Origin of the sequence: Streptomyces sp. URMC 124, assembly GCF_051386455.1 — a bacterium.
Classification (GTDB): Bacteria; Actinomycetota; Actinomycetes; order Streptomycetales; family Streptomycetaceae; genus Streptomyces.
The window spans coordinates 1-11,809 of sequence record NZ_JBPQTS010000193.1; the positions used below are offsets into that span (position 1 = coordinate 1).

Sequence of the window (11,809 nt, forward strand, 5' to 3'; positions counted from 1 at the left end):
CCGTACTCGATGCTGCCCAGCACCTCGGGCCCCATGACGTGCCCGGCGGTGCGCACGACGAACAGATCCCCCAGACCCCGGCTCGCGCGACACCGAGCCCATCGACGCACCTGAGCGTACCCGGCGAGGAAGACCGTGCTGCACGACGCCGGCCCTGGCCGGCCGCACGATCGCCTCGCGCCTTTCAGCGGCCCTCAGGGGTTCCTCGTGCCGGTTCCCCGTGCCTGCTCGTCGTGCCGTCGCCCTGTCGAACCACTTCCCGGCAGGGGTGCCGCGGCCTCCGACCGCCCGTCGTGACGGCGTACGCGCTCGGTCACGTGAGCGGTGATGCGGCGAGCCGCGAAGGCGGTGCCGGCGACAAAGCGGAGCATGGGGCCGAAGGTGGGGGCTGCCAGTGAGCCGGTGAAGTAGAGGCAGGGAAAGGACGACTCGAACGCCCCGGTCAGGCGGGGTGCCCGCGAGCCGGGGACGCGGGCGAGCCGGTGGCGCAGGGCCGGTGACAGGAATGCGAGGGCTTCGAGGTCGAGGCGGTAGCCGGTGGCGGCCAGGACATGGTCGACGGACAGCTCCCGGGGGCCTTCCCCCGCGCCTGCCAGCGTGAGGTGCGCTTGCTTGCCGTGCAGGTGGGCGTGGGTGATGTGGCGGGAGCAGTGCACGGGCAGAACACCGTCGACGCGCTCGCGCAGCCACCAGCCGCCGGAAGGCCCCAGGGCGCGCCGGTGGAGCAGGAGCCGGGCGGGCGCCGGCAGAACACGCACGGCGCCGGGCGCGTGGCAGACGGCCGCCAGGGCCCAGCCGGTGCCCAGGGGCGATGACGGCCGGACGATCCGCTGCACAAGGGGGCGGTGAAGGACCGGAGTGTCACCCCAGCGGATCCGGGGGCCGCGGACCAGAACACGGACGTCGGCGCCTGCTTCATGCAGGAGGGCGGCGCTTTCCAGGGCGGACTGTCCGCCGCCCAGCACGGCCACGCGGTGTCCTGCGTAGCGTGAGAGGTCGGTGTGCTGGCTGGTGTGGGACAGTGCGGCATCGGGTCCGGGGCCGTCCGGTGCCAGGGGAAGAAGGCGGGGAGGAACGTGGGCGAGCGCACCCAGTCCCGTGGCCACGACCACGGCTGCCGTGTCGATCTCCTCGCCGTCCTCCAGGCAGACCCGGTAGCCGGTGCGTGACCGCTCGACGGTCCGTACGTGGGTGTTCTCCACCTCGCCGACGTACCGCTCGGTGAACCACATGCCGTAGCGGACGAAGGTCGTGCACGGGATGGGCGTCAGCTCCGTCAGCACGCTCTCGCCCACGGCCCGGCAGAAGTCGGCCAGCGTCCCCCCGGGTTCCGGTGCCGACAGGTCCGTCGCCTGTGGCGTCGACTTCAGGAACATGCCCGTGGCCATGGCATGCCGCCAACTGCCCATGATCTCCCCGAAGATGCGTACGTCCACCCCCGCGGCGAGCAGATGCGCGGTCACCGACAGGCCGTACGGGCCCGCGCCGATCACCACCACAGGACCGTGCCGCCCCGGCCCACGCAGAGCACGGCGCGAAGGAACCACCTGCGTCATCCAACCCCCCGATCCTGTGGCCCACGTTCTCCCCGGACGCGGACAGACCAGGTCGGACGCATGCGCTCACAACACCGCATACGCCCTCCCCCGAAGGTCCAGTGTGCCCTCGGGTGGGAGTGCCCTGCTGGACTATCGGCAGACCGGCGCCGACTTCCCCGCCCCGGCAAGGACCAAGGCCGCGGTGATCACTTCTGATCATCACGTCTGTCACCTCCGCGCATGAGCCGGGGCGTCAGAGGGACACGGGCAGGGTGGCACGTACGGCTCGGTGGACGGCCCGGGCCAGGCGGGCGCCCCACAGCGAGCGGGGCCCGGTGAAGGCGTGAACCTCTACGCCCGGCTGCGGCGTACGCCCGGCGACGCACACGGCGTCGGTGGGCGTGCCCGAGCAGTCGTACCCCGCTTCCAGCAGTGCCTGGACCTTGGCTTCGGTGGCGGTGAGCACCGCGTTGACCAGGGCAGCGTCCGTCAGCGCCACCGGGAGCGCGGCGATGATGTTGATCGTTCCGGGCCCGGTGGGTTCAGCGGCGCCCCGCGCGGGGGAGGCGGCCCACCCACGCACCGTGACGCCGGCGGTCGCGACTGCCTCCGTTCCGCCATCGCGCGCATGACCGTAGGCGGAGACATCGGCTGCCGTCATCAGCCCCACCCCCGCGCCTTCGAGCCCTGCCCCGTGCGCGAGGTCCGCCAGATGCTGGGCGGGGTCGGTGCGTCGGTAGCCATGGGACACCTGGGCGTTGAGGACCCAGGCACGCTCTGCCAGACCACCGCCCAGTACGGCGCTGCTGATCATCTTCCAGCCCGGTCCGGCCGTCCACAGCAGCGCCTCCAGGTGCTCGCCGTCCTCGAGGCGGGACAGGCGCCGCACCGGCAGGAGACCGGGAGCGGATCGGGGCGGCGGGATGACGGCGGGCACCGGGCGGATCTCCTTGCTGGGCGGGGGCACCGGTGATCGTACGCGGAACCGTGTCACGGTCATGCGCCGAGCGGTGTGCGCGGTTCGACGGGTCCGTCCAGTCCTCCGCAGGCCGGCGGCGGGGCGCCGGTCAGTACGTTGCGTTCGCCGTCCTCTTCCGGCACACGCACTGCGCCTGTTCGGAATCCGTAGGGGAGGCGCCCGTTGAACGACTGCCCGCTCGAGTTGGCGGACGGTGTCGGCGCCGACCTCGTTGACCAGGAGGACAGGCGGGGACGCCGTCCGGCGCGGTGTGGCGGAAGACGCGCGGCACGCGGGTGTCAGCTCACGGAGCGCCACTGATGGTCGGGCAGGAAGGTCACGTCGTACTGCCGGGGGACGGTGAGGAACTTGCCGGGCTCGGGGACGACGGGCTCGCTCGGCAGGGTGAGCTCGTCGGTGGGGACGCCGAAGTTCTCGAAGAACCGCTCGAAGGTGCCGCCGGGGCCGGCGGCCACGCCGACGACCCGGGTGTGGTGGCGCTCCATCCGGTAGGCGTGCGGGCAGTTCTTGGGCACGAAGCCGAAGTCACCCGGAGTAAGGAGCTTCTCGTGCTGGTTGCCCTGCAGGTCCTCGACGAACAGGCGGACCGCGCCGTCGGCAATGTAGAACACCTCGTGGGTGTCGGGGTGGGAGTGAGCCGGGATGATGTCGCCCTTGGGGCCTTCGACGGTGAAGAAGTTGAAGGAGTTCTCCGTCTGCTCGCCGCCCGCGTAGACGGTCACCAGGTCGCCGAAGAGATGAGCACGGTCGCCGTGACCCTTCTCGATGAAGTAGGGCATGCCCGGCTCGGCGGGAATGTGAGAGCGGGTGCGGTAGCGGGTGGCGTACTCGATGGTCATCTGCGATCTCCCGATCGTCGCGTAAAGCGGCTCTTCCGAGCTGTCCAAGGGTTTCGGACACCAACGGAACGCCGCGCTGGTTCTCCGGCAGCCCGGGCGCGTCCTTGTCCCTTATTCACACTAGGCCCAGGCGCCGCCCCGACCGCCTACACTTGGGACACGTCATGAAGAAAAACGGACACTCTGCGCAGGGCTCGTCCCCGGGGGAGATCGCGGCTGTCCCCTACCGTCCGACGCCCGGCACCCCACCGGGCATCGACGTCGTGCCGCTTGACCGGCTCGCCGAACGCGCCCACACCCACGGCATCGACCCCTACCGGCCCAGCCGCCCGGTCTTCCACCTGCTCATCCACGTCCGGGCCGGCATCCTGCGCTGCTCGGTCGACTTCAGCACCGACGCGATCCGGCCCGGCGACTGGCTGTGGGTGCGGCCCGGCCAAGTCGTGCAGTTCCCCTCGCCGCTGGAGGGTAGTGACGGTACTGAGGGCACTGAGGGCACCGTGATCGTTTTTCCGGCAGGCTTCCTCAGCGACATCACCACCACCACGCTCACCTCCGCCGCCGAACGCGCCCGATCCCGGCACGTCGCCCCCGCCGCCCGGCAGGCCGAGTCACTTGGGCGCATCCTCGGCGCACTCGAAGACGAGTTCGCCCACCTGTCCGACCTGCCCTTGACGGCCCACATCGAGACGATGCGGCACCTGCTGTCCGCCCTCCTGATCCGCCTCGCGCACCTCGATGGTGACGGGCCTGCGGACGGTGCGGCCGGCGAGCCGTTCCACCGTTTCCGTGATGCCGTCGAGCAGGACTTCGCCCGCACCCACCGCGTCGAGGACTACGCGGCCCGCCTCGGCTACAGCACGCGCACCCTCACCCGCGCCACCCGCGCCGCCGCGGGATGCGGCGCCAAACGCTTCATCGACGACCGGGTCCTCCTGGAAGCCAAACGTCTCCTCGTCCACACCGGCCAGCCGCCCGCCGCTATCGGCGAACGCATCGGCTTCGCGCACCCGACCGCCTTCAGCGCCTTCTTCCGCCAGCACACCGGCACCACCCCCACCCGCTTCCGCGCCCTGGCCGCCGGCACACCGGCGTCCCTCGACCAAGGCACCACCGAGAGCCGGACGCCAACCGCATAGGCCCCGACACCGGGGCGAGCCGCGGCACTTGGTGTTCCTTCGGGACCGCATGTCCGTCCGGTGTAGCTGCGCGAGGTCAGGACCACGCGCGGCGCCGTTCTTGACCGCGCTCATCACGTGCGGCAGGTTGCGCACCCAGGCGAAAGCGCCGCGGGAAGCCTCGCGGTGTGCGCGGACAGCAGCCGGGGCAGCCCACAAGCATCCTCCAGCTGCCCCGCCCGCCCTAGTCGTTCGGACCCTCGGGACAGATCAAAATGCTGAGGTCACTGCCATCGATGCTGGCTGCGAAGCCCGGGCCCACTTCCTCAGCCTCGGAGGACTTCATGGCTTGCAGGTCGAGAAGCACCATTCCCATCTTCCCTCACCCCCTCTCACCTCATTGATGCCCGCTGCATCCGGCCCCGACCGGCCTTCCACTCCCACGAGCCGGAGGCAGCAGGCGCGCGCGCCCCTCGCACGGCTCGCACGCGTGCTCGTCCATGAATGAGGCATCAGGCACACACCGCCCCCCGGGGCTGTGCTGAACCACAGATGTGGCCACAACAGCTCCATCCGGTCGCTGTTGTGGCCACTTAAGGGTGGTGCGCTGAGAAACTCCCACTCTCCGTCGACGGCACGACACCGTCCCGGGCTCGCGCGGCCTCGGTCGACCCGTACCGGACTTCCGGATCGGCGCCGGGCGCGCAGGGAGCTCCGACGAGTTCCGCACGGGCCGATGTCCGATTTATTGCATTCACTCGGTTGGTTGGGGTTTATTAAACAGCTTTGTTGCATTGGTCTTGACCAATGCCCGGCAAGCTTGGCATGCTGGCAATGGCCATAAACGATCATGCGTACTCGCCGTGGCGGGACGCTTCATCGGCTATGTGGCACATTCCGAAACGGGGGGGCCGGATGGGAAAATGTGCGCCGTGATCGGTGCAGCAGCGCGGGTGTCGGAAGGCAAGGCCCCATCACCCGTCTCGTGATCCGAGAACACATCAGCCCTGGTCAAAGGGCAGTCATGACTTTTGCAAGGGGATTGCTGCAGCCGTAATCGGCATGCCCCCACATTCTTGCTTGGCACATCACGTCCGCAAAGTCGGTGCGGCGGGTGCTGTCTGTCTCATGCGTATTCCGTGGACTGTCAGAGAACAGGAGGTTTGCGTCAGCGTGCAAGGAAAACTGATCACACGAAAAGCCGTACCGGGCGCGTGCGCGCCCGAGCGTGAATCCTCGGGCGGCGCCGCTGACCTGTGGGCCCGGGTGGCCCTGCCGGCGGCGTCACCCGAGCCGCCCGCCGAGCCCGTTGCCGCGCCCGGTCTGCGCCTTGCCCTGTCCCTGCTGGAGGAGGGCGTACTGACCAGCCGCGCCAACCGTTCCTGCGGCTCGTACGTGGCGCGGGCGGTGCCGTCGGCCGGGGCCGTGTACCCGTACGAGTTCGCCGTCCTCGCCCGGGAGAACGGCGTGCCGACGGCCTTCCGGATCGACGCCGATCGCCGTACCTGCGCCCGGCTGGCCGCCGGGGCCCGCGTCACCGCCGCACTGGACGCGTCCGCGCTGGCCGTCCCGGAGGACGGCGGAGCCCTGGTGGTCACGCTCACCCGCCCCTGGCTTTCGATGCGCAAATACGGCGACCGCGGTTACCTGTACACCCAGCTCGACGCGGGGCACGCGGCCGGGAACCTCGTACTGGCCGCGACCGGCCGTGGCGCGGCGGGGGCGCTACGGCTGCGCTTCCCCAGGGAGTCCCTCTCGGAGCTGCTGGAGGCGGGCGAGAACTGCCGCGAGGTGCACTCCGCGTTCCTCGTGCCGGCTGCCGAGGCCGGTCAGGCCGGTCAGGCCGGTCAGGGCGCTCAGGCCGCCGAGGCCTTTCCGCCCGGCCCGGCCGGCGCGTCGTGGACCCGCTGGACCGTGCACGACGACACCGACCGGCAGCGGCGCGGGCCCACCTGGCGGTCGTGGCTGGAGAGCACCTGCTGGGACTCCCTCACCGGCTGGTCCGATGACTCCGCCCCTGCCACCCTCCGGACCGCGCCCGCACCGCTCGCGCGCATCGGCGCTGACCCCCAACTACCGGATAAACAGGGTGGTTTGGGCGCGCCGCCCGCATGGCCGGAGCTCATCGGGACACGAGTGTCCAGCAAGGCGTTCACGGGTGAGCCCGTCTCCGCCGCTGCCGTCCGCGACGCGGTCTCGGCCCTGTCCACGCCGCTGGAGACCGACCTTCCCGGCGCCTCGCCGCTGTCCGCGACCCTGGTCCTGCGCTCGACGACGGAACCCGAGCAGGACGGGGTGTACCGCCTGGACACCGGCGAGCGGCGAGCCGTGCGGCTGCCGTCCACCGACGAGGTGGCCCGCGCCTGCATGCAGCAGCGCGCCCTCGCCGGGGCCGCCGCCGTCCTGCTGCTGCACGTGCCGCGCACCTCGCTCGCCGGGGCAGGCTCGTCCGCCGGTACCGAGAACCTGCGCGAACTCGCCTTCCGTTGCGGTGCCTTGGGGCAGCTGCTCTACCTGGGTGCGAACCGCGCGGCGGTCGGCGTGACCGGCATCGGCGGCTTCGATACACCGCTGTGGCGCACGCTGGCGGGGCTTCCGGAGGGCGACGAGATCCTCTACGCCCTGCTGCTCGGCAGCCCGGACGACGCGGGCATCAAATTCGACCGGCTTGCCACGGCGCACGCCCAGAACGAGCGGTGAGCCCGATGCGCGCCGTCCTCCCCGACCTCTTCACCGAGGTCCTCGCACGCCACGGCGATCGCGTCGCGGTCACCGACGCGGGCAGTTCCCTCGGATACGCCGAACTCGCGGACCGGGCCCGAACCGCGGCCGCCCGGCTCGCCGGATACGCGGACGGACTCACCCGGCACGACGAGCACGACGAGCAGGGCGAGCGGCTGCGGGTGGGCCTGTACGCCACCAACTCCGCCGATTACGTCACCGCTTACCTGGCGACGCTGTTCGCCGGTGCCGTGCCCTTCCTCGCCGACTCGGCCTTCGGCCCGTTCGACCTCTCCCGGATCGCCGAGGACTGCGGCCTGGACCTGCTGATCCACGCTCCGGGTGCCGATGTCCGGGCCGTCGTGGACGCGACCCTGACGGATGCAGATGCGGATACGGATGCGGTTACGGATGGCTACGGCGCGTTCGGCGGCCTCGCCGTCAGCCGGGTGCGCCGGTACGACACGCCCCGTCCGCAGCTGCTCGACGACACCGAAGTGTGCCGTTTCACGTCCGGATCCACCGGCCGGCCCAACTGCATCGAGTTCTCCGGCGCAGCCGTGTCCGCAGCGGCCGCCAACTGGGCCGAGGGCACGGGCCTTTCGGCCGAGGACCGGATCGCCTGCTTCGCGGCGCTCTCCAACGGCCTGGCCTTCAACACCTCCCTGCTGGCGGCGTTCCTGCAGGGCGCCTCACTGCACCTGTCGCACGGCCTGCCCACCGCCTCCCGGGTCGTGCGGCTCCTGGAGAGCACCGCCGCCACCCGGCTGGTGGCCTTCCCGGCGCTGTACGAGTCGATCGTGCGGCGCGCTCCGGCGCAGGGCTTCGCCGCCGTGCGGACCGCGATCTCCTCCGGTGCCCCGCTGCGCGAAACCGTACGGGAGGAGTTCACCCGGCTCACCGGCGTGCCGATCCACAACTACTACGGGGTCGCTGAAACCGGTCCCCTGACGTACGCGGCCGACGGGTCCGGCAGCGGGCTCGGAGCACCCCTGCCCGGTGTGCACCTCCTCGCGGAGGAGCAAGGCATCCGGGTCAGGAGCGAGTCGATGGGCTCGCGCTACCTCAACGCCCCCGGCGTGTTCGAGAAGCGCGTCGACGGCGAGGGCTACTACCACACCGGCGACCAGGGCCACCTGCGCGACGGCGCGCTCCACCTGACCGGGCGCACGAGCCGGCTGGTCAACGTGGGCGGGCGCAAGATCGACCCGATCGAGATCGCCGACGTGCTGCGCACGGCCCCCGGGGTGCTGGACGCGGTCGCCTTCGAGGCCGAGAACCAGCACGGTGAGCCGACCTTGGCCGCCGTCGTCGCGGGTGAACCCGGAGTGACCGCGCAGTCCCTGCGCGTCCACTGCGCGGCGACGCTCCCCGCGTTCAAAGTGCCCGGAATCCTCCGCCTGGTGGACCGCATACCGGCGAACTCGATCGGCAAGCCGTCCATCGAACGCCTGCGGCGCCTGCTCGGCGAGCCCCGGAACCACTGAACTCCCCATCGAAACCCTCGAACCCTCGAAACCCTCGAACCTCGAAACACAGGAATTTCCCATGGACCGCAGCGCTCTCCGCACCAAGATCATTGACCTCGTCATCGCGGCGGGGGACGGCAGCATCACCGCCGACGAGCTCGCCGGCGTCAACTACTCCCTCCGCGACGCCGGCTACTCCTCGCTCTCCTACATGCGCCTGATCGACAGCATCGAGAACGAGATCGGCGTCTACCTGGACCCCGAGGCCGCCGTCGAGCACTACGAGACCATCGATTCCGTCACGGCCCTGGTGATCGCCGGCGGAATAGGCGCCGATGCCTGAGACACCCGCGAGCGTCGGCCCGAGCGTCGGCCCGGACGGCGGTCTGACGGTCGGGATCGTCGGCCTCGGGCGGCTCGGCTCGGCGCTGGAATCGGTCTGCCGCGCCGACGGTACGAGGATCTCCCTCACGGCCTCCCGCCGCGGCGGCTGGTCCGCCGAAGCCGTGCCCGACGTGCTCGTCGACGCCAGCGCACCCGAGGCGCACGCCGACGTCCTCGACTACTGCGCCACGCATCGCGTACCGCTCGTCGCCTGCGTCTCCAATCTCGCGGACACCCAGTGGAAGGCGCTGGAAGAGCTGGCCGACGTGGTGCCGGTGGTCCGGGCCACCAACCTCTCCTTCGCCCACTACCTTCAGGTGCGCATCGCCGAGTTCACCGCCGCCCTCACCACGGGCCGGTTCGGCCCCGCCACCACCGTCCGGGAGCGGCACCCGCTCGGCAAGGCCCACCGGCCGAGCGCGACCGCGCTGGCGCTGGCGGACACCTGGGCCGGAGCGAGCGGACGGGCCGTGGCCGACATCGCCGACGAGCGCGCCGGGCTACCGGTCAGCGAACACGAGCTGACCCACACCTGGGACGGCGAGTCGTTGCACGTGCGGCACCACGTCGGCAGCTGGACGGTACCGGCCCGGGGCGCGCTGGTCGCCGCCCGCTGGGCCCGCGCCGCACCCCCCGGCCTGGTCACCATGCGGAGCGTCTACGACGACCTGACAGCGCGGACCGTCCACGACGACCTGACAGCTAGGAGCACGGCATGACCGCCGACGAACCGCAGCCGCTGAACCCTGCCGAACGCAGGCTCGTCGTCCAGGTGGCGATCGGCGCCCGGATGCTTTCCCTCGACGGGCACGACGACTTCAACCAGGGGCAGATCTCCGCCCGGATACCCGGCCGGGACGAGTTCTTCATCAAGGGGGCGCTCGTCGGCTTCGACGAGGCCGCCCCGGAGGACGTGGTCCGCTGCCCGGTGGACCACACGCTGCCCGCGCCCCCGCTCGCGCCGCCGGAACTGCCGCTGCACCAGGCCGTCTACCGGGCCCGCCCGGACGTCAACGGCATCGTCCACAGCCACGCGCCGTACACCCTGCTGTTCGGTGCCACCGACCTGCCGATGCACCCGGTCTCGCACGACGGCGCGTACTTCCGCGACCGGCTCGGCCTGTTCACCGCGACCAGCAACACCGTCCTGGACATCGAGACGGGCGAGCACATCGCCGAGGACCTCGGCGGACACCCGGCCGTCCTGCTGCGCAACCACGGCGGAGTGATCGTCGGCAAGAGCGTGCGGCACGCCTCCGTCTTCGCCCAGGTACTGGAACGGGCCTGCCGCCTCCAGCTGACCGCCGAGAGCACCGGCGTCCCGTACACCTGGTCCACCGAGCAGGACGTCGCCGCCAAGCAGGACTTCATCTACGCGGACCTCTCCGTCCGCTCCTACTGGGACTACGCCGTCCGCCGGGTCGGCCGGCACTGGCCGGAGACCACCGGCTGGAACCCGTCCACGGAGGTCGTCCGATGAAGGTCCAGCGCATCCTGCCCACGGAGGAGGCGGCCGATCTGCTCGGCCTGGTCCGGGAGATCGCGGCCGGGGAACTCGCCCCTCGTGTCGCCGGGTTCGAAGCGGCCCACGAGTTCCCCCGGGAGATCGTGCGCACCCTGGGCAAGGCCGGGCTGCTGAGCCTGCCGTACCCCGAGGAGTACGGCGGCGGCGGACAGCCGTACGAGGTCTACCTGCAGGCCCTGGAGGAGATCGCCTACCACTGGTTCGGAGTGGCCGAGGCGGTCAACGTGCACAACCTCGCCTGCTTCGGCACCGCCACCTACGGCACCCCCGCCCAGCGCGAGGAACTGCTGCCCGGCATGCTGAGCGGCGAGCTCCTGGGCGCGTACTGCCTGTCCGAGGCGGAGGCCGGTTCGGACGCGGCCTCGCTCACCACCCGGGCGATGCGGGAAGGAGACGGCTACCGCATCACCGGCACCAAGGCCTGGGTCACCCACGCCGGTCACGCGGACTTCTACAACGTCTTCAGCCGCACCGGCGGGCCGGGCGCCCGCGGGCTGTCCTGTCTCGTGGTTCCCGGCGGCACGCCCGGCATGGTGGTCCACGAGCCGGAGCGGAAGCTCGGCGTCTGGTCCAACCCCACCGCCCAGGTCGGCTTCGAGGACGTCCGGGTGCCGGCCGGGCGGCTGATCGGCCGCGAGGGCAAGGGCTTCCTCATCGCGATGGGCGCACTGGACTGCGGCCGGCTGGGCATCGCGGCCTGCGCGGTCGGCATCGCCCAGGCCGCCGTCGACTACGCCGTGCGGTACGCGAGGGAACGCCACCAGTTCGGGCAGCGGATCATCTCCTTCCAAGGCGTCGGCTTCATGCTGGCCGACATGGCCACGCAGGTCGCTGCCGCACGGGCGCTCACCCTGGCGGCCGCCCGCCTGAAGGACGCCGGCCTGCCGTACTCGCCGGAGGCGGCGAAGGCGAAGCTGTTCGCCACCGACGTGGCGATGAAGGTGACCACGGACGCGGTGCAGGTGCTCGGCGGCGCCGGCTACGTCTCCGACCACCCGGTGGAGCGCTGGATGCGCGAGGCCAAGCTGCTGCAGATCGTCGAAGGCACCAACCAGATCCAGCGCATGGTCATCTCGCAGAGCCTGGCCTGAACCAGTACTGAAGGGAAGTTCGGAACACGATGACCACGCTCGAACAGCGGACCATCACCCTGGAGTCCGCGAGGTCCGGGACGGGCCCGGCCACCTGGGGCCAGCGGGCGATCTGGGGCGTCGTCACCCGGCTCGGTGACGACGC

The 11,809-nt window shown here is 71.2% G+C and carries 11 protein-coding genes and 1 pseudogene; 7 read left to right on the plus strand and 5 right to left on the minus strand.

The genetic code is table 11. From position 1 onward, the window contains the following. The 4 genes and pseudogenes from ACSNOG_RS29040 to ACSNOG_RS29055 form a co-directional block, all read right to left on the minus strand. Positions 1 to 83 (minus strand): annotated as a pseudogene (locus ACSNOG_RS29040) (carbonic anhydrase); the annotation flags it as partial. A 111-nt stretch (positions 84 to 194) separates the two neighbouring features. Then, entirely contained in the window at positions 195 to 1,496 is a 1,302-nt protein-coding gene (locus ACSNOG_RS29045) for an NAD(P)-binding domain-containing protein (RefSeq protein ID WP_436755681.1), read from the minus strand. A gap of 295 nt (positions 1,497 to 1,791) precedes the next feature. Next, positions 1,792 to 2,475, minus strand: a complete 684-nt coding sequence (locus tag ACSNOG_RS29050; RefSeq protein ID WP_436755691.1) for an adenosylcobinamide amidohydrolase — start codon at positions 2,473 to 2,475, stop codon at positions 1,792 to 1,794. Between the two features lie 320 nt (positions 2,476 to 2,795). Next, the gene (locus ACSNOG_RS29055) at positions 2,796 to 3,356 is read right to left on the minus strand and encodes a quercetin 2,3-dioxygenase (RefSeq protein ID WP_436755682.1); all 561 of its coding nucleotides are present in this window, start codon (positions 3,354 to 3,356) and stop codon (positions 2,796 to 2,798) included. A 164-nt stretch (positions 3,357 to 3,520) separates the two neighbouring features. On the opposite strand from ACSNOG_RS29055, the gene ACSNOG_RS29060 reads away from it, so the two are divergent. After that, complete coding sequence (locus tag ACSNOG_RS29060; protein WP_436755683.1) at positions 3,521 to 4,495, plus strand: helix-turn-helix domain-containing protein; 975 nt, start codon at positions 3,521 to 3,523, stop codon at positions 4,493 to 4,495. Between the two features lie 223 nt (positions 4,496 to 4,718). Here the strand turns inward: ACSNOG_RS29060 and ACSNOG_RS29065 are convergent, their stop codons facing one another. Beyond that, positions 4,719 to 4,850 (minus strand): SapB/AmfS family lanthipeptide, encoded by a 132-nt coding sequence (locus ACSNOG_RS29065; protein WP_436755684.1) that lies wholly within the window; start codon positions 4,848 to 4,850, stop codon positions 4,719 to 4,721. Between the two features lie 797 nt (positions 4,851 to 5,647). On the opposite strand from ACSNOG_RS29065, the gene ACSNOG_RS29070 reads away from it, so the two are divergent. The 6 genes from ACSNOG_RS29070 (at position 5,648) to ACSNOG_RS29095 (ending at position 11,664) form a co-directional block, all read left to right on the plus strand. After that, on the plus strand, positions 5,648 to 7,174 hold the full coding sequence (locus tag ACSNOG_RS29070) for a nitroreductase family protein (RefSeq protein WP_436755685.1): 1,527 nt from the start codon (positions 5,648 to 5,650) through the stop codon (positions 7,172 to 7,174). 5 nt (positions 7,175 to 7,179) lie between these two features. Next, positions 7,180 to 8,682 carry a class I adenylate-forming enzyme family protein gene (locus ACSNOG_RS29075; protein ID WP_436755686.1) on the plus strand — a complete coding sequence of 501 codons (1,503 nt, stop codon included), beginning with the start codon at positions 7,180 to 7,182 and terminating at the stop codon, positions 8,680 to 8,682. Between the two features lie 61 nt (positions 8,683 to 8,743). Next, positions 8,744 to 9,007: a phosphopantetheine-binding protein gene (locus tag ACSNOG_RS29080; protein ID WP_436755687.1), complete on the plus strand. Its 264-nt coding sequence runs from the start codon at positions 8,744 to 8,746 to the stop codon at positions 9,005 to 9,007. Continuing rightward, positions 9,000 to 9,767 (plus strand): dihydrodipicolinate reductase C-terminal domain-containing protein, encoded by a 768-nt coding sequence (locus tag ACSNOG_RS29085; protein WP_436755688.1) that lies wholly within the window; start codon positions 9,000 to 9,002, stop codon positions 9,765 to 9,767. The genes ACSNOG_RS29080 and ACSNOG_RS29085 overlap by 8 nt, the downstream gene beginning before the upstream one ends. After that, on the plus strand, positions 9,764 to 10,528 hold the full coding sequence (locus tag ACSNOG_RS29090; RefSeq protein WP_436755689.1) for a class II aldolase/adducin family protein: 765 nt from the start codon (positions 9,764 to 9,766) through the stop codon (positions 10,526 to 10,528). The genes ACSNOG_RS29085 and ACSNOG_RS29090 overlap by 4 nt, the downstream gene beginning before the upstream one ends. Next, positions 10,525 to 11,664 (plus strand): acyl-CoA dehydrogenase family protein, encoded by a 1,140-nt coding sequence (locus ACSNOG_RS29095; protein WP_436755690.1) that lies wholly within the window; start codon positions 10,525 to 10,527, stop codon positions 11,662 to 11,664. The genes ACSNOG_RS29090 and ACSNOG_RS29095 overlap by 4 nt, the downstream gene beginning before the upstream one ends. Positions 11,665 to 11,809 lie beyond the last annotated feature (145 nt).